The 18,489-nt window shown below is 65.7% G+C and carries 14 protein-coding genes and 1 pseudogene; 8 read left to right on the forward strand and 7 right to left on the reverse strand.

The window, feature by feature from the left end:
- Positions 1–7 precede the first annotated feature (7 nt).
- Entirely contained in the window at positions 8–586 is a 579-nt protein-coding gene (locus AC1RUR_RS24065; protein ID WP_492848529.1) for a TetR/AcrR family transcriptional regulator, read from the reverse strand.
- Between the two features lie 278 nt (positions 587–864).
- On the opposite strand from AC1RUR_RS24065, the gene AC1RUR_RS24070 reads away from it, so the two are divergent.
- The 3 genes from AC1RUR_RS24070 to AC1RUR_RS24080 are packed head-to-tail and all read left to right on the forward strand — an operon-like array spanning position 865 to position 6,691.
- Complete coding sequence (locus AC1RUR_RS24070; protein WP_492848531.1) at positions 865–2,427, forward strand: efflux transporter outer membrane subunit; 1,563 nt, start codon at positions 865–867, stop codon at positions 2,425–2,427.
- A gap of 17 nt (positions 2,428–2,444) precedes the next feature.
- Positions 2,445–3,569 (forward strand): efflux RND transporter periplasmic adaptor subunit, encoded by a 1,125-nt coding sequence (locus tag AC1RUR_RS24075; RefSeq protein WP_492848533.1) that lies wholly within the window; start codon positions 2,445–2,447, stop codon positions 3,567–3,569.
- A gap of 11 nt (positions 3,570–3,580) precedes the next feature.
- Entirely contained in the window at positions 3,581–6,691 is a 3,111-nt protein-coding gene (locus AC1RUR_RS24080; protein WP_492848535.1) for an efflux RND transporter permease subunit, read from the forward strand.
- 36 nt (positions 6,692–6,727) lie between these two features.
- Here the strand turns inward: AC1RUR_RS24080 and AC1RUR_RS24085 are convergent, their stop codons facing one another.
- Positions 6,728–7,927 carry a DUF5666 domain-containing protein gene (locus tag AC1RUR_RS24085; RefSeq protein WP_492848537.1) on the reverse strand — a complete coding sequence of 400 codons (1,200 nt, stop codon included), beginning with the start codon at positions 7,925–7,927 and terminating at the stop codon, positions 6,728–6,730.
- A complete protein-coding gene (locus AC1RUR_RS24090; protein ID WP_492848539.1) occupies positions 7,924–8,850 on the reverse strand; it encodes a DUF6502 family protein in 927 nt (308 codons plus the stop codon). Before AC1RUR_RS24090 ends, AC1RUR_RS24085 begins: the two co-directional genes overlap by 4 nt.
- 126 nt (positions 8,851–8,976) lie before the next feature.
- On the opposite strand from AC1RUR_RS24090, the gene AC1RUR_RS24095 reads away from it, so the two are divergent.
- The 5 genes and pseudogenes from AC1RUR_RS24095 to AC1RUR_RS24115 all read left to right on the forward strand — a co-directional run.
- On the forward strand, positions 8,977–9,138 hold the full coding sequence (locus tag AC1RUR_RS24095) for a hypothetical protein (protein ID WP_492848541.1): 162 nt from the start codon (positions 8,977–8,979) through the stop codon (positions 9,136–9,138).
- A gap of 8 nt (positions 9,139–9,146) precedes the next feature.
- Positions 9,147–11,075, forward strand: a complete 1,929-nt coding sequence (locus tag AC1RUR_RS24100; protein WP_492848665.1) for a glycosyltransferase — start codon at positions 9,147–9,149, stop codon at positions 11,073–11,075.
- Between the two features lie 3 nt (positions 11,076–11,078).
- Positions 11,079–11,819, forward strand: coding sequence for an ABC transporter ATP-binding protein (locus tag AC1RUR_RS24105; protein ID WP_492848543.1), 741 nt, complete (start codon positions 11,079–11,081; stop codon positions 11,817–11,819).
- Complete coding sequence (locus AC1RUR_RS24110; protein ID WP_492848545.1) at positions 11,816–13,204, forward strand: glycosyltransferase family 4 protein; 1,389 nt, start codon at positions 11,816–11,818, stop codon at positions 13,202–13,204. The genes AC1RUR_RS24105 and AC1RUR_RS24110 overlap by 4 nt, the downstream gene beginning before the upstream one ends.
- Before the next feature lie 2 nt (positions 13,205–13,206).
- A pseudogene (locus AC1RUR_RS24115) lies at positions 13,207–14,271 on the forward strand (O-antigen ligase family protein); the annotation flags it as partial.
- Between the two features lie 234 nt (positions 14,272–14,505).
- Here the strand turns inward: AC1RUR_RS24115 and AC1RUR_RS24120 are convergent.
- From AC1RUR_RS24120 to prfB, 4 genes are all read right to left on the reverse strand, one after another.
- Positions 14,506–15,417, reverse strand: coding sequence for a DMT family transporter (locus AC1RUR_RS24120; RefSeq protein WP_492848547.1), 912 nt, complete (start codon positions 15,415–15,417; stop codon positions 14,506–14,508).
- 78 nt (positions 15,418–15,495) lie between these two features.
- Positions 15,496–16,371 carry a DMT family transporter gene (locus tag AC1RUR_RS24125; protein WP_492848549.1) on the reverse strand — a complete coding sequence of 292 codons (876 nt, stop codon included), beginning with the start codon at positions 16,369–16,371 and terminating at the stop codon, positions 15,496–15,498.
- A gap of 15 nt (positions 16,372–16,386) precedes the next feature.
- Positions 16,387–17,265, reverse strand: coding sequence for an NAD(P)-dependent oxidoreductase (locus tag AC1RUR_RS24130; RefSeq protein WP_492848551.1), 879 nt, complete (start codon positions 17,263–17,265; stop codon positions 16,387–16,389).
- 1 nt (position 17,266) lies between these two features.
- Positions 17,267–18,398 (reverse strand): peptide chain release factor 2 gene (gene prfB / locus AC1RUR_RS24135; RefSeq protein WP_492848553.1). Its coding sequence is split into 2 segments (ribosomal slippage): positions 17,267–18,328 and positions 18,330–18,398, totalling 1,131 coding nucleotides; the frame shifts between segments, so codons are not numbered across the junction.
- Positions 18,399–18,489: the final 91 nt, after the last annotated feature.

Genomic DNA, 18,489 nt, shown 5'->3' on the forward strand with positions numbered 1-18,489 from the left:
GAGCGCTTCACGCGCGAGGCTGACACGCCTTCAGGAAGAACGTGAGTCCTGCTTCGATCTCCTGATCGATCGCCTCCTCCGTGAGATCGCTGAGGCCGAGCACGATCAGCAACGGCAGCTCGCCGCGGACCAGGCTCAGGAATTGTTTGGCGGCTTCCATCGGGTCGTCAAACGCCAGGAGCTGTGCTGCCCTGGCTTCTTCGAGGAATTGTGAAAGCCGTCGAGTCGTCGCCTCGGGTCCGCTTTCATAGAAGAGCCGGGCGAGCACGGGAAACCGACCGCTCTCGTTGGCGATGATGCGGACGAAGGCAACGTCCTTTCGATGGATGAAGGTGTGGAGGTATTGCCTGGCGAAATCCCGCAACGCCTCGGACAGTCCGACGGACAGGCTGGGGACCGGCAAATCGCGTTGCAGGCTCTCGCACTCCGCGACGATCAGCGAGGCGAACAAGGCCTCCTTGCTCGGGAAATACGCATAGAGCGTGGCCTTCGACACGCCGGCGGCTTTCGCGATGGCGTCCATGCTGGTTGCGGAAAAGCCCTGTTCGAGAAAAAGCTGCCACGCCGCACGGATGACGATCTCCATCTTGCGGCCTGCTGGTGCGCTCTCCTTCTCGTGGGCGGGATGGGCGATCGTTTCGATCAAGGTTGGCTCTCCGTCGGCTCACGAATCGGTGTCGTCGGTGTGAACGGCCACAATGGCTACGCCTTAACAGCTTGAAAGAACTAAAGAGACGCCCCGAGCGCGACACATGTAGCAAAACTTCTTCACGGCACACAACAAAACTAAACCGTTCAGTACCGTTGACAAGACTCGCTTGCTCGATCAAGTACTAAACGGTTCAGTTTCAATATGAGCCGTGGATGCCGTTCGGAACATTCCTTCGTAGAGGCGCTATAATACCGCTAGCCCAAGCCGCGATCTCCCTCGCCGGCTGTGCCGTCGGCCCGAATTTCGAGACGCCGGACGCCCCGCCGGTCAACGGCTACACTGCAGGCGGATTGTCTGCGACCAAGGGCGCGGATGGGCCTGGCAGAACGGCACAACGCTTCGTAAACGGCGCGGATGTGCCGGCGGTCTGGTGGCAGGTGTTTCGCTCACGCCAGATCGAAGCCTTCGTCCGCGAGGCCATCGACAACCATCCGGACCTCGCGGCGGCGCAAGCGGCGCTGCGCCAGGCTCGCGAAGTTGCGGCGGCAGACACCAGCGCCCTGCTGCCGTCGATCACCGGAGACGCCAGTGCGACGCGCAACGAGGTGCCGCTGGCACAGTCCGGACAAACCGGACCGTCATCCCTGTACACCCTCTACAAGACCTCGGTCCCGGTTTCATTCACGCCGGACATCTTTGGTGGCAAGGCGCGCGGGATCGAGGCAGATCTCGCCAATGCGGACTATCAGCGCTTCCAGCTCGAGGCGACCTACCTGACATTGACGGCAAACGTCGTGACGACCGCGATCAGCGATGCGTCCTACGCGGCGCAGATTCGCGTGACCCAGGAACAGATCGACGGTCAGCGTCAGCTGGTCGCGTTGCTCGAACAGCAGTTTACCCTCGGCGCCGTCGCCAACAGCGATGTCCTGACTCAGAAGGCCCAGCTGGCGCAGACGGTTGCGACGCTGCCGCCGCTGCAAAAGTCGCGCGCGCAGAATCGCAACCAGCTGATGGCCTATCTCGGCCGACTGCCGAGCCAGGACAAAGGCGAGGCCGTGCCGCTGGCCAACCTGCGCCTGCCGCGCGATCTGCCGGTCAGCGTGCCGTCATTGCTGGTGCGGCAGCGCCCGGACATCCGAGCCGCCGAAAGCCAGATGCATCAGGCCAGCGCGAATGTCGGTGTTGCCACGGCCAACATGCTGCCGAGCGTGACGCTGTCGGCCTCGGGCGGCAGCTCTGCGCTCGCGCTGTCGGGACTCTACGGCCCGCAATCGGCAGCCTGGAGCGTGGCGGCAAGCGTCACCGGCCCGATCTTCGATGCCGGCTCGCTATTCCACACCAAGGAATCCAAGGTCGCTGCACTGGAGCAGAAAGGCGCGCAATATCGCTCGACCGTGATCACCGCGTTCCAGAATGTCGCCGACGCGCTCCGCGCCATCCAGTCGGATTCCGATCTGCTGAAGGCCCAGATCGAGGCGGAGAAGACCGCCGCGGAAAGCCTGAAGATGTCGCAGGCCCAGTTCAAGGCCGGCTCCACCACGTTCATCTCCGTCATCAACGCCGAACAGACGCTGCTCACCGCGCGCATCAACCGCGTGAAGGCGCAGGCCTCGCGCTATGCCGACACCGTATCGCTGTACCAGGCCCTCGGCGGCGGCTGGTGGAATCGCGTCGATGAGTCTCCCGCCTCCGAGGTAAAGCCCGCGGGCGTTGCCGCGATCTTCACCCCCGCGGGGGCCCTGCCGGCACAGCCGACCCCGCCCGCCAACTGATCCGAAAGCCTGAAGCCATGTTGAAGCGCATGATTATCATGTTGTGTGTCGTCGGTGCGGTGTTCGCCGCCCTCGCCTGGTTCGTCAGCTTCCGCGCCGGCATGATCAAACAGGCCATGGCCGCGCTCGCCGATCCCCCGCAGACGGTGTCGACGACCGCCGCGCAGCTCAGCGACTGGCAGTCGACATTGACCGCCATCGGCACGTTTCGCGCAGTGAACGGCGCCGACCTGTCGCTGCAACAGTCCGGCATCGTGGACAGCATTCATTTCGAATCCGGCAAGGACGTCGGCGCCGGCGACGTGTTGCTCGACCTGCGCAAGCAGGACGACGTCGCCAAGCTGCAATCGTTGCAGGCCACCGCCGACGGCTACGCCATCACGCTGCGGCGCGACCAGGGCCAGTTGAAGATCAATGCGGTCAGCCAGGCGACGGTCGACAGCGATGTCGTGAACGAGCGCAACGCGCTGGCCCTGGTCGCCCAGCAGCAGGCGCTCATGGACCAAAAGACCCTGAAGGCACCTTTTGCCGGACGTCTCGGCGTGCGTCAGGTCGATGTCGGCCAGTATCTGACCGCGGGCACCACCATCGTCACACTACAGGCTCTCGACCGCCTCTTTGTCGACTTCACGCTGCCGCAGCAGGCCGTCGACCAGGTCAAGGTCGGACAGGAGGTCACCGCTCGCATCGACGCCTTTCCGGACCGCAGCTTCAAGGGCACCGTGCAGGCGTTCAACTCCAAGGTCGATCAGAGCAGCCGCAACGTCCAGGTCCGCGCGATCTTCGACAATACGGATCGCAAGCTCCTGCCTGGCATGTTCGCGCGGATCGACGTCCGTGTCGGACACCCCACGAGCTATCTCACGCTGCCGCAGACCGCCATCGTCTACAACACCTATGGAGAGTCGGTGTTCCTCGCCGTCAAGAGCGACGCACCGGACAAGCAGGGTTTGGTCGCCCGCCAGACCTTCATCAAGACCGGCGGCACCCGTGGCGATCAGGTGGCCGTGGTCTCGGGTCTCGATCAGGGCGCAACCGTCGTCACCGCGGGCCAGGTCAAGCTGCGCAACGGCACCCTGCTGAAGGTCGACAACTCCGTTTCCCTGGCGAACGACCCCAATCCGGCGCCCGCCGATCAGTGAGGAACGAGCACGTGTCCTTTACCGACATCTTCATTCGCCGGCCGGTGCTCGCGATCGTCGTCAGCCTGATGATCCTGGTGCTGGGTCTGAAGTCGATGACCTCGCTGCCGATCCTGCAATATCCGCGAACCCAGAACGCGATCGTCACCGTGACGACGACCTACTACGGCGCGGATCCGGCGGTCGTTTCCGGGTTCATCACCACGCCGCTGGAAAACGCCATCGCCCAGGCCAACGGCATCGACTACATGACGTCGACCAGCCAGCCCAGCACCTCCACCATCACCGTCAACCTGCGGCTGAATTTCGACTCCGGCAAGGCGCTGACCGAGATCAACACCAAGGTGAACTCGGTGCTCAATCAGCTCCCGAGCGGCGTCCAGCAGCCGGTGCTGACGGTCAAGGTCGGTCAGACCATCGACGCCATGTATCTCGGCTTCAGCAGCGACGTGCTGGCGCCGAACCAGATCACCGACTATCTGATCCGCGTGGTGCAGCCCAAACTGCAGGCCGTATCAGGCGTGCAGACCGCCGAACTGCTCGGCAACAAGACCTTCGCGCTGCGCGCCTGGCTCGATCCGATCAAGCTTGCGGCCTATGGGCTGACCGCGTCCGACGTATCGACTGCACTGTCCAGCAACGACTACATCGCCGGGCTCGGCACCACCAAGGGCCAGATGGTGCAGGTCAATCTGACGGCCGCGACCAACCTGAAGTCGTTGCAGGAATTTCGCGACCTCGTGGTCAAGCAGGCGGGCGCGTCCAACGTCAAGCTGTCCGACGTGGCGAACGTCACGCTGGGCTCCGAGGATTACGACTCGTCGGTTGGCTTCAACGGCAAGCGCGCGGTCTATATCGGCATCCAGGTCGCGCCAAATGCCAACCTTCTCGACGTCATCAAGGGCGTCCGCGCCGTCTATCCCGACATCAAGGCGCAGCAGCCGGAGGGGCTGAACTCCGAGATCATCTACGACTCAACCGATTTCGTGAACAGCTCGATCGACGAGGTGATCCATACCTTGCTCGAGGCGCTTCTGATCGTCACCGTGGTGGTCTTCCTGTTCCTCGGCTCGTGGCGCTCGGTGCTGATCCCCGTGATCGCCATACCGCTGTCGCTGGTCGGCACCTTCACGATGCTGCTGGCGCTCGGCTTCTCGATCAACCTCCTGACGCTGCTGGCGCTGGTGCTCGCGATCGGCCTCGTGGTCGACGACGCCATCATCGTCGTCGAGAACGTCAACCGGCATCTGGCCGAGGGCGCGAAGCCGTTGCAGGCGGCGAGCATGGCTGCGCGCGAGCTTGCGGGTCCGATCGTGGCCATGACCATCGTGCTGATCGCGGTCTACGTGCCGATCGGCTTCCAGGGCGGCTTGACCGGAGCGCTGTTCACGGAATTCGCCTTTACCCTCGCCGGTGCCGTTGCAGTGTCGGCCGTCATCGCGTTGACGCTCACGCCGATGTGCTGCGCCTTCATCCTCAAGCCGCCGAACACCGGCAAGCCGACGCTCGACGACCGCATCGTCGGCTTCATCGATGCGCGCATGGAGGCGTTGCAGCATCGATATTGGCGCTTGCTTGCCGGCAGCCTGACAACGATTCCGGTCACGGCCGTGTTCGCCGCCTTGATCTTGAGCAGCATCTACTGGCTCTATTCGAACTCCAAGAACGAGCTGGCGCCGGAGGAGGATCAGGGTGCGATCCTGATGCAGTCGACGCTGGCGCCGAACGCAACGCTCCAGCAGAAGCTGCTGTATTCGGCAGAGGTCTACCGGCGCATCTCCGCCCATGCCGAAACCGCCGGCGTGTTTCAGCTCGATCTCACCGGCAGCTCCATCGCGGGCTGGGTGCTCAAACCCTGGGACAAGCGCGAGAAGACCGCGGCGGAGCTGCAGCCGGTGCTTCAGCAGGAGATGGCGGGGGTTGCCGGCGCCAAGATCGTGGCGTTCCAGCTGCCGCCGCTGCCGGGGGCGAGCGGCCTCCCGATCCAGTTCGTGATCCAGACCACCGACCCGTTCGAGCGGCTCGACGGCATCGCGAAGGCGTTTACCGCCGAGGCCCTCAAGAGCGGCAAGTTCATCTTCCTCGACAACGACCTGAAGGTGGACCAGCCGCAAACCACGGTGCTGATCGATCGCGAAAAGACCGCTCAGCTCGGGCTGAAGCTCAGCGACGTCGGCGGTGCGCTCGGCAACATGCTGGGCGGCGGTTACGTCAACTATTTCGGCCTGGACGGCCGCTCCTACAAGGTCATTCCCCAGGTCGAGCAGCGCCAGCGACTGAACGCCGATCAGGTGCTGAACTACTACATCAAGACCTCGGACGGCACCTCTGTTCCGCTGTCGACGGTTGCGTCGCTGAAAACGACCACGGTTCCGCAGTCGTTGAACCATTTCCAGCAGGTCAATGCCGCCACCATTTCCGGGGTGGCCATGCCCGGTGTGATCACCGGCGAAGCGCTGGCGACGCTGAAGGAGATCGCGGACCGTACCCTGCCCAAGGGCTACACCATCGACTATGGCGGTCAATCACGGCAATTCATCAAGGAATCGTCCGGTTTCGCCACCACCTTCGGGTTTGCCCTGATCATCATCTTCCTGGCGCTGTCGGCGCAGTTCGAGAGTTTCCGCGATCCCCTGATCATCCTGGTCTCGGTGCCGATGTCGATCGCTGGCGCGCTGATCTTCATCATGCTGGGCATCAAGGGCGCGAGCCTCAACATCTACACCGAGGTCGGCCTCGTGACGCTGATGGGGCTGATCAGCAAGCACGGCATTCTCATCGTCGAGTTCGCCAACGAGCTGCAGCATGCCGGCCGCTCCAAGCGCGATGCGGTCATCGAAGCGACCGCGATCCGGCTGCGCCCGATCCTGATGACGACCGCGGCCATGGTGATCGGCGTGATGCCGCTGATCACCGCATCCGGCGCTGGCGCGGCCTCGCGCTTCAACATGGGGCTGGTGATCGCCTCGGGACTTTCGATTGGAACGCTGTTCACGCTGTTCGTGGTGCCGGCGTTCTACATTCTGCTTGCGGCCGACCATTCCGCGGCGAGCACCGATGACGCGGTGAAGCACGATGCGGCCGGGCTCGGAACGAACGGCGAGCCGCACGCGGCGCGGTGATGACGCAAGGCTCGCCGCACCATGCGCCACACGCCTCTAGCGCCGGCCGCCGCCCATCCCGCCTCCGGGAGCACCGAAGCCGCCTCCCCCCATGCCGCCGCCGGGTCCCATCGGCCCGCCGGGCGAGCCAAGACCGCCGGGGCCCGACGGGCCGCTCGGCCCCGTCGGTGCGGAGCCGGGACCGCCGCCCGGACTCGATCCTGGCGCGGGCGCGCCAGGCGTACCGGGTTGAGCGCCGCCCGGATTGGCCGTACCGCGGCTTGGGTGCAGAATCGAGCCGCCGGGCGATCGGTTGGGGCTGCCGGGCCCGCCGGGCGCCTGTCCGGGCGATCCCGGAAATTGGCCGACAGCCTGCGCGGAATCGACCTGGAGGCCGCGCGAGCGATCGAACATGCCGTTGACCACCATGCGGGCTTCGCCGGCCGCGGGCCCGAACCGCGAGCTGTCGCGCGCGACGAGCCCGGAACCGAGCTGCAGATTCGCGCCCGTCCGCTGCACATAGGCCTCGATCGAGAGGCGGGTTGCGCCGACCAGATCCGAAAAATCGTCGATACGGGTGCGCGCGGCCTGCATCGCGCCCTGGTTCGCGCTGCCCTCGATCTGGACCCGCTGGCCGACGAGCAAGGGATCGACCCCGTTCAACTTCAGCCCACCGATATGCAGGCCATCAGGTCCGCGCTCGACGAGGCCCGTGACGCGGGCGGCCGCATCGCGCCGCGGCTCGACCAGGCTTGCGACGATGACACCGTCGGTACGGCGCAAGCCGTAGACCGCGACCTGCGCGCCCGCACGGAGCTTACTCTCCTTGCCGCTGGTGACGATCTTCTGACCGAGCACCGTCAGCTCGTTGCCCTTCACCTGTTCGATCCGGCCCGAGACCTCGCTCGCGATCGCGATGTTGCGCGTGACCAGCGTGCCGTCGGCCTGACGGGTCGCGACCACGCGGGCGAGCTGGCCGATGCGCAGTGCATTGGGGCTGGCCGCCTCGCCGTCGATTCGGACCGGAACGTCGCTCGCATAGGTGACGCGCTCACCGTTGACGTAGATGCTGCCAAAGCGCTGGATCACGCCGACGATGCCGGTGCCGCCGATGCCGTGATCATCGCCCCGCGTGATTCCGGTGCCGCCGATGCCCTGATCGGTACCGCGCCTGACCTGCGCGCGCGCCATCGCCGTGCCGGCGAGCCAGAATCCCGTCAGCAGCAGACGGCGGGAGATGAGCGGCGGCCGGCTCATGAAGAACCGCCCTCTTTGCCGCGTTCCTTGCTGCCTTCCTTGATGCTCTCCTTGGCTTCGCCCTCTTCGTCAGCGTCCTCGCAATAGATGTAGATGCCAAAGTTCCAGCGGGCATCGCCACCCTTGTCCTTGGCGAGCGCGCGGTTGGCTTCGCGGTTGGCGGTCTTCAGCGCATCCATGGCGAGCTCGCGCGAGCGTGCCTCGAGGCGCCGCGCCAGCTTCGGCGAGATGTTGTTGTAATGCACCGCGCGTTCGAGGAAGCGCGGCGTCGGTCCCGAGACGTTTTGCGCCGCCGCTGCGATGTGATCGTGCAGATTGCGCCCGAGATAGTGCCACTTGCCGTCGTCCTCGCCGCTCGGAACGAAGGCCGCCTCGACCAGCTCGATCTCGTCGGCGTCGTTGATGGTGACGAGCTTGCGATCGATCCACTCGTCGAGCACCGCGCGCGGGCGTACGTCCTTGGTGACGGAAGCGACGAGCTGCTCGAACGACGGCGCATCGCCCTCGGCGGTGCGCGGCAGCGCGAGCGGCTCGCCTTTCGCGTCGGTGAACTCCGGCGCAGCGAGCCAGCGCGCGATCACGGCGCTCGTCAGCGACACGGCCGCCGGCGCCTCGTGCACGGGCGTGCCCGCGCCGCGCAGCCGCGCCACCTCCTTGCGGTGAATGCCGGTGAGCAGGCTGACGCGGCTGTCGGTCTGCTCCTTTCCTTCCAGCGCGAAATCATGCTCGGCGACGTTGACGAAAAGCTCGCGAAGCAATTGCGACAGCGCCGGAAAGGTCATGCCGCTGCGGATGCACAGCCGCACGAGCGGGCGCAGCAGCCGCGCCAACGGCGCGTGCAGCTTCCCGGCAGCATTCGGCTGTGGCGCCGTCGACTTGTCAGTCGACTTGTCAGCCACCTTGGACCCGGACTTGGCATTCATGTCTGAATTGTATCGATGCCGCACGTGGGACACAATCCCACTTTTTTCCATCCAGCGATTGACGTGGTAAATTTTCCCACATATACGGGACGCCACTGAGGGCGCGACGTAAAGGGACTCACACCCATGGCCGACCGCTTGGTCCGCATTTCCAGTTCGCTGCATGCCGTCCCGGTTCCCGACCGGGGGCGCGGCACGATCGAGCCGATGCTGCCCGCGCTGCTGCGCGGCGTCATCTTCATCTCGGTGCTGGCCGCACCGTTCGTTGCCGCGCTTCTCGCAGGCTGACCACCATGATGCATCACATCAACAAAACTCCGCGCCGTCCGTCGGTGCTGCACATCTTCAAGATCTACTATCCCGACCTGTTCGGCGGCACGCTGACGGTGATCCGCGACATCTGCGCGAGCCTGAAGGACGCTTTCGCCTCCGCCGTGCTGACCTGTTCGCAATCGGCCGAGCGGCGCGAGATCGTCGTCGACGGCGTGCCGGTCGAGCGCGTGCGCTCGTTCGGCAACGTGCTGTCGCTGCCCGCGGCCCCCGCCTATCCCTGGCGTCTCTGGCGCAAGATCGCCGAGCATGATCTGCTCGCGCTCCACGCCCCCTTCCCGCTCGCCGACCTGGTCTTCGCCTTCGGATTCGGCGCCAGGCGGCCGCTGGTGGTGCACTGGCACGCCGACATCGTCACCCATGCCGGCCTGCGCTGGTTCATCGAACCGCTGATGCGACGAACGCTGCGCCGCGCCAAGGCGATCATCGTCTCGGACCACGTGCTGGTGGACAACACGCCGCTCTTGCGCGAATTCGAGGACAAATGCCGCGTCGTGCCGTTCGGCATCGACACCTCGCGCTACGACTGCTCGAAGATCGAGCCGCACCACGTCAACGACCGCGGCCGCCTCGTGCTCGCCTGCGGCCGGCTCGTGCCCTACAAGGGCTTCGACGTCCTGATCCGCGCCGCAGCCGCGCACAATTTCGAGACCTGGATCATCGGCGAGGGCGCCGAGCGTCCACGGCTCGAGCAGCTGATCCAAGAGCTCGGCCTCGGTGACCGCGTCCGCCTGCTGGGCTCGGTCAACGATTGCGAGCGCGTCAAGCTGATGTGCCTGGCCGACGTCTTCGTAATGCCGTCAGTGACCAATGCCGAGACGTTCGGCCTCGTCCAGCTCGAGGCCATGGCCGCCGGCCGCCCGGTCGTGAACACGGCGCTCGACACCGCGGTACCGCGCGTCGCCCGCCACGGCATGGAGGCCATCACCGTGCCGCCCGGCGATGCCGAGAAGCTGGGCGAGGCGATCGACACCCTGATCCGCGACCCCGAGCGGCGCCGCCGCATGGGGCTTGCGGCGCGCACGCGCGCCCACACCCGCTATTCGGCCACAGCCTTCAAGCAGGGCATGGAGACCGTCTACCGCGAGGCGATCGCCACCCCGAGCGAGGCGCGATCGGCGATCTCCGAGCCGACGCAGGCGACCGGCTGGCTGGACACCGTCCGGATCGCGGCGGCACTCGCCTGGTCCGACATGCGGCACCGCTACGTCCGATCGCTGCTCGGCCCGTTCTGGATGTCGCTGCAGATGGCGATCGTGGTCGTGGTGCTGGGCTCGGTGATCGGCCAGATGTCGAACGGCAGCATGCTGGCGCGCCTGCCGATGCTGGCGCTCTCGATGACAGCCTGGACCTTCCTCAACAGCGTGGTGCTGGATGCGACCACGGCGCTCCAGAACTCCGCGGGCCTGATCCGCGACCGGGCGCTGCCGCCGGTCATCTTCCTGCTGCAGTGCACGTTCCGTCAGGGCCTGTTCGCACTCCATAACGCCTGCGTGCCGCTGGCGCTGTGGCTCGTCCTGTCGCCGCATGACCTCTCCCACGCGCTGGCGGCGCTGCCCGGCCTCCTCCTCTTCGTGGCCTGCACCTTCGCCCTCAGCCTCGTCCTCGGCGCCATGGCAACGCGCTATCGCGACCTCAAGCCGATCATCGAATCCACCTTGATGCTCGCCTTTCTCGCCTCGCCGGTGATCTGGTCGACGGACATGATCAACCACCACTCGACGGTGATGCGGCTCAATCCGTTGACGCATCTGTTCGCGGTGTGGCGCGAGCCGCTGGCGGGCGGCCATGTCGATCCCGTCAGCATCGTCTACGTCCTGGTCGCGCTGGTGCTCCTGATCGTTGCGAGTGTCCTGACCCTGGTCCATCTGCGCAAAGCCGCATTCTGGATCTGACGCATGGTCTCGATCAGCCTTCGCAACATCTGTCTCGACTATCCGCTCTACGGCGCCTACGACTACTCGCTGAAGCGGCGGCTGCTCGGGCACATCATCCGCGAGCCGGGCGAGACGCGGATCATCCGCGCCATCGATAACGTCACGATCGAGGCAGAAGCCGGCGCCCGCATCGGGCTTGCCGGCCCCAACGGCTCCGGCAAGTCGACGCTGCTGCGGCTGATCGCCGGCGTCTATCCGCCGAGCAGCGGCAGCATCTCGGTCCAGGGCAACATCGTGCCCCTGCTCGGCCTCAACGCCGGCGTCAACCTGGATTTCGTGGCGGAGGACAATATCGCGCTGTTGCTGCGGATCAGCGGCCGCAAGCCGACCCGCAGCGTGATCGACGAGATCTGGGCCTTCACCGAGCTCGAGACACGCATGCAGCGGCTGCCCCTGCGGATGTTCTCCTCGGGCATGCTGATGCGGGTGCTGTTTGCGACCGCCACCGCGTTTCCGGCCGACATCCTCCTGCTCGACGAATGGCTCAGCGTGGTCGACGAGCACTTCGCGGAGAAGGCACAGGAACGACTGTTGAACCTCGTGTCGCAGGCGGCGATCGTGATCATCGCCTCGCACGACCAGCCGCTGCTGCGCCGCACCTGCACCAGCATCATCAATCTGGATCACGGCTGCATCGCCTCGACCGTGACGGTCGAGCCGCCGGTCACACACACCTTTGAGCTTCGCGAGAAACGTGCATGAAACAGAACATCCTCGTCGTCTCCGAGTCGCTCGGACAACCCAATCACAAGCGCGGCATCTTTCATTTCACCCGTGAATTGGTCCGTTCGCTCGCCTCGGAAGGACACGAACTCACGCTGCTGGTGGAGATCTCGAAGCGCTACCGCAAGCTGTGCCGGCGCGAGCGTCGCACAAAGCTGTTCACGGCGCCGGCGCGCAACATCGAGCTGCTTGCGCTCTATCGCTTCCTCGACGAAGTCAACGTGAGCGGGCCGATGACGCTCAGCGGCACACGCCGCAAGTTCGACTGGCTCCGCCACAGGGCCGGCATGTTGCTGTCCCGGGACAACGTCCTCTGCCTCCTGCGGGCGATCGGCTTGCGTGGCCTCGACGCACGGCTGATCGAGAACCGGCCGGCCGCGCTCGAATACATTCCACCGGATCTGAGCCACCTCGAACTGTTCGGCGACTTTCAGCTCGAGCCCGGCTTCTTCAACTATCAGGACTCCTCGGCCTTCTTCCTGCTGCCACCGCCGCGGATCGACGCGCGCGACTACGACGTCATCGTCGTGGACACCCCGACACGGGTGGCGATCACGCGCAAGCCCGGCGCCAAGGTGATCTGCGTCGTCCACGACCTGTTGCCGCTCACCGACCTCAAGCTCAGCGACATCGCCACGCGGCAGTTCCTGGCGCGAATCCGCACCAGCCTGCGTCAGGCCGACGAGCTCGCCTTCGTTTCAAACTATAGCATGATGCGGTTCAGGGAACTGTTGCCGCAATTTGCGCACCTACCGGCGCGGGTCGTGTATCCCCGCACCCGGTTCGACGCCCCGGATGTCCTGCACCTTCCAGCCCCGTCGGGGCGTCCGGGGCGGCCGAGCTTTGTCGTCATCGTCTCGAACGAGCCGCGCAAGAACGTCGCGGCCGTCATCCGTGCCTTCCGCAACGTGCCCCAGGCCGATCTCGTCGTGATCGGCTATGCCGGCGAGACCAGCCGGATGCGCAAACTCCCGCCGAACGTCCGCTTCGCCGGCTACGTCGACGAGCACGAAAAGGCCGCCCTGATCGCGGAGGCGCATGGCCTGATCATGCCGAGCCTTGCCGAAGGCTTCGGCGTGCCGATCATCGAGGCGCTGGCCGCGAACACGCCGGTGCTGTGCTCGGATATCGCCGTGTTCCGCGAGGTCGCGGGCGAGCTCGCCGACTATTTCGACCCGTTCTCGACCGAGGCGATCGCTGCCTCCGTCACCCGTGTGCTGACACGGCAGGAGGAGTGGCGCGGCAAGATCCGCGCGAAGCGCCACGAGCTTGCCGAACGCTTCGGCTACGAGACCCAGGCCCGCGACTTCCTCGGACGTATGGTGCGCGCGGAAAGCCTCGTCACCGCACAACTCGCATCGTAAGGATGACCGCGCAATCCGCGACATGGCCTGATGCGCCCGATCCGCAAGGCGGGCGCGGCCGATGGCAGAGCCTGCGCCATTCAGCGGTGCTGGGCCGGGTGGCCGATGTGCTGGTCATCCTGGTCGCGGCATCGCTGCCGTGGTCGACCACGGCGCCGTCGATCTTCATCGGGCTCTGGCTGCTGGCGGTCACGCCGACCATCGACTGGCGCGATTATGCGCGCGAGCTCACACGGCCCGCGTTTGCCCTGCCGTTCGCACTGCTGCTGCTCGCACTGCTCGGCGCGCTGTGGTCGGACGGCGCCTGGCAGGACCGGCTGCATGCGATCAAGCCGGTCGCAAAGCTCGTGCTCATTCCGCCGCTGCTCTATCACTTCAGCCGATCGGAGCGCGGCTTCCAGGTTTGCCTGGCTTTCCTCGTCTCCTGCACGTTGCTTGCTCTGTTCTCCTGGATCGTCCTGCTCAATCCCGCCTGGAAGATCGCCGCGACAGCTTCGGCCGGCGTTCCCGTCAAGAACTACATCGACCAGAGCCAGGAGTTCACGCTCTGCGCCTTTGCACTCGCGCTGCCCGCGCTCACCTTCTGGCGCGGCGGAAGCGTGATTGCGACAGCGGCCTGCCTGGCATTGATCCTGCTCTTCGCCGCCAACATGGTGTTCGTGGCCTCGGCCCGCACGGCCCTGCTCTGCATTGCGGTCCTGCTGGGCCTGTTCGCCTGGCGGCACCTGAATCGACGCGCCGCGCTGATCCTGCTCGTGAGCGCCGTCGCCGCCAGCGCACTGGCCTGGACGACATCATCTTATCTACGCCAGCGCATCACCGATATCGCCGTCGAATACCGTCACGGCCGTGAGGACCTGAGCCGCGCCTCGACCGCGCAGCGGCTGACCTATTGGCGCAAGGCGATCGGGTCGTTTGCCGAGGCACCTCTGCTCGGCCACGGCACCGGTTCGATCAAGCGACAGTTCGAGCGCGCCGCCACCGGCGAGAACCGCCTCGACGCGGAGGTCGTCAGCAACCCGCACAACCAGACCCTCAACGTCGCCATGCAATGGGGCCTGCTGGGCGTCGTCCTGCTCTACGTCATGTGGTTCGCCCATCTTCGCCTGTTCCTGGGCGAAGGCCTTGCCGCCTGGATCGGCTTGGCGGTCGTCGTGCAGAATTTCGCGAGCTCGCTATTGAACTCGCATCTGTTCGATTTCCACGAGGGCTGGATGTATGTGCTGGGCGTCGGCGTCGCCGGCGGCATGGTCCTGAAGGCGAAGGCTAGAGCTGCCGTTCCGACGAAATCGGTCGGGAGCTTACGCGGCGCGCTGCAACGTCCTGAGTGCGCGCCCGTCGATCACGAGCAACGCACTGCCAATGACGATCGCGCCCGCGATCTCGCGCATGGCGATCGGCTCGCCCAGCACCAGCCATCCCAGCAGGATCGCGGTGACGGGAATGAGCAGAGTCACCAGCATGACATTGGTTGCGCCTGAGCGACGCAGGATCTGAAAGAAGACGATGTAGGCCAGCGCCGTCGACAGCGCGGCAAGGCCAAGCACCGCGAGCCATGTCGTGAGGCCCGGCACCGGAAGACGCCACGGCTGCTCCACCATGCCGGCGACGACCGCCATCATCACCGTCGAGGCCATCAGCTGGAAGGTCGCCGTTCCCAGCGGAGCTGAGTCCTTCAACAGCCGCCGCGCCGCCAGCGCCGCAAAGCCATAGCTGAGCGCCCCGCCGAGGCACAGCAGAATGCCGAACTCCTGCCCCGGCCTCGTCTCGATGCCCCATCCGCGCAGGATCACCACGCCGACGACGCCCAGAACCACGCCGGCGACCCGCCGCATCTGCAAGGCCTCCTCGCCCGCCATCGCCATGACGATGACCGTGAACAGCGGCGTGGTGGCATTCAGGATCGAGGCGAGGCCACTCGGGATGAAGGTCTGGCCGAACACGATCAGCGAGAACGGGATGACGTTGTTCAATAGCCCGATCGCGACGAACGCCTTCCAGCCTGCAACCCCCATGGGAAAGCTGATCCCCTGCATGCGCAGCAGCGGCAGCAGCATGGCCGCGCCGAGCGCGACACGCAAGAACACCAGCGTCAGCGGCGGCAATTCCCGCAAGGCCGCGCCATTGAAGAAGAACGAGCCGCCCCACAGCACCGAGAGCACAGCGAGCAGCGACCAGTCTCGCGCGTCGATCCGGTTTTCATTCGGGGGCATGGCGCCTCGCATCGGCAGTTGCCCTCCGCCTAATACGGCGCGATGCGCTTTGCCACCCGATTTCCGAGAAGACACTGCTCAGGAGGATCCGCGCTTGCGCGCATCCCCCGCAATATCGGCAATCACTGCCCCGATCACCAGCGCTCCGCCGATCAGCGCGTGGACGGCCGGCACCTCACGGAAAGCGACCCATATCCAGAATGCCATCAGCGGGGTCTCCAGCGTCGCGATCAGGGAGGCCTGCCCCGAGGGCAGCAGGCGCGATCCGAGCATGTAGAAGGTGAGGCCGAGCGCGACCTGGAGGCAGCCGAACATCGCGAGGATCGCAAGGTTGTTGCCGCTGACGTGGGCGATGTCTTGGGCGAACGGCAGGCTAACGAGGCTTCCGAGGAAATTCGAGAGCGCAGCCGCCGCCACCATCGACGTCTCTCTGTGATGCCGAACGACGACCGTCATGGCCGAGATGGCGAGCACCATGAGACAGCTCAGGGCCACGCCGCTGATATCGGCGCCCGCTTTGATGCCGCCGACGGTGATGGCCACGCCGGCAAACGCGACGAGGCTCGCGATCAGGGTTCGCCAGGTCGCGGCTTCACCGAGCCACAACCATGCCAGCCCCGCCGCAACTAACGGTTGCGTAACGATCAGCACCGCGACGTTCATCACCTTGGTCATCTGAAGCGCGGGGATGAACGCGACCATGCCGATGGTGGACAACGAGGCCACGAGCAGGCCGCCGCGGCCCGGTGCCACCAACTGCCACAGCGCGGCGCGGCCCTGCATCACGACGAGAAACACACTGATCAGGCCGCCTGCGAACAGGCCGCGCCAGAACAGGATGGTCCAGGGATCGAACGGCAGCAGCCGGGTGAAGAACGGCGCGGTACTCCACGCAATCGCGGCAGCGGTGACGAGGGCAATGCCGAGACCGCGTTCCGAACGAGGCTGCCCCATCTGCACTCGCCCCAGCTACGAGGTCTTCGGCCGCGACACCAGCTCGATCATCTTGCCCTCATCGTCATCGGGCATCGCGGCCTTCGCTTGCGCGTAGGCCTCCACCGCAGCGCGGGAGACGAGCGGCTTGTCGGCCAGCAGGCTTTCGGCGAGCCTGACGGCATAGGCGGCATCCTTGTGCCGCAGTGCCGAGGTGAAGGTCGCGCCGGAAAAATCGCGGGCAACCATGCGCCTGGAGTGACGCTGCACCTGCGGGCTCGCGGCCACGCCAGCCTGGATCGAGTCCAGCACGAGATTCATGTCGAGCCCGGCCTGCTCGGCGATCGCAAGGCCCTCGGCGAGCCCGGCGATCTGGATCGCACCCATCAGATTGTTGATGAGCTTGTAGACCGTGCCGGATCCGACCGCGCCGAAATGGCGGATGGTCGAGCCGATCGGTTCGAGATAGGGCTGCGCGCGTTCGAGATCGGCTGCATCGGCGCCGACGAGCAGCGTCAGCTTTCCCGCGGCTGCAGCATCCGGCAATCCCGTCACGGGGCAGTCGATGTAGATCAACCCGCGCGCGTTGAGCTCACGGCCCATCTCGCGCGCGTGGTCATAGGAAACGGTCGAGCATTCGATCGCGATGGTCCCGGCCTTGGCCGTCTTGGCCGCGCCCTCAGGTCCGAGCCAGACCGCGCGCGAGGCCTCGTCATCGGCGACCATGGTCACGACCGCATCGGCATCGATCGCAGCATCCTCCGGCGAGGTCGCCCATTGCGCGCCGCGCGCGATCAGGTCCTCGGCCTTGGACCTGCTGCGATTCCACAGCGTCACCGTGAAGCCCGCATCGAGATAGCGGCCGGCCATGCCGTGGCCCATCCGCCCAAGCCCGATGAAGGCGACGCGGGGCATGCTAATCGACGTCCTCGATGTCGGCGCCGGGAGTACCGAAGGCGCGCTGCGCCAGCGTCGCGGCCATGAAGTCGTCGAGTTCGCCGTTGAGCACGCCCGAGGTGTCGGAGGTCTGCACGCCCGTGCGCAGATCCTTCACCATCTGATAGGGCTGTAGCACGTAGGAGCGGATCTGGTGGCCCCAGCCGATATCGGTCTTGGCGGCCTGGTCGGCGGCGGCCTTCTCCTCGCGCTTCTTCAGCTCGATTTCATAAAGACGGGCGCGCAGCATGTCCCAGGCCTGCGCCCGGTTCTTGTGCTGGGAACGGCCGGCCTGGCAGACCACGGCGACGCCGGTCGGAATATGCGTCAGGCGCACCGCAGATTCGGTCTTGTTGACGTGCTGGCCGCCGGCGCCGCCCGACCGCATGGTGTCGACGCGGACGTCGGATTCCTTGATGTCGATCTTGATGCTGTCGTCGATGACCGGAAACACCTGCACGCTGGAGAAAGACGTGTGCCGCCGCGCGTTGGAATCGAACGGCGAGATCCGCACGAGGCGATGCACGCCCGCCTCGGTCTTCAGCCAGCCATAGGCGTTGTGCCCGGACACCTGGATCGTCGCCGACTTGATGCCGGCTTCTTCGCCTTCGGACTCTTCGAGATACTCGACCTTGAAGCCGTGCGTCTCCGCCCAGCGCGTGTACATGCGCAACAGCATCTGGGCCCAGTCCTGGCTCTCGGTGCCGCCGGCGCCGGCATGGACCTCGAGATAGGAATCGAAGCGGTCGGCTTCGCCCGACAGCAGCGCCTCGAGCTCGCGCCGCGCGACTTCCTTCTTCAAGGCCTTCAGCGCGGCTTCGGCCTCGGCGACGACGCCGTCATCGCCCTCGGCCTCGCCGAGCTCGATCATGCCGATGTCGTCTTCGAGCTCCTGCTCGACCTTGCCGATGCCCGACAGCGAATCCTCCAGCGAGGTCCGCTCCTGCATCAGCTTCTGGGCCTTCTGGGGATCGTTCCAGAGGTTGGGATCTTCTGCGAGCTTGTTCAGCTCAGCGAGGCGCGCCGTCGACTTCTCGACGTCAAAGATGCCTCCTCAGCAGCCCGACTGACTGCTTGATCTCTTCTACCAACCGTTCGATTTCGGCGCGCATATCATTCTCTGATCTCGCGGAATTGGTTCCGCGGTACAATTGAGATGGGGATGTAGCGGCGGCGGCTGCAAAGCGCAACCGCCGCCGCGAA

The organism is Bradyrhizobium sp. GW821-FHT12B03 (assembly GCF_058807535.1).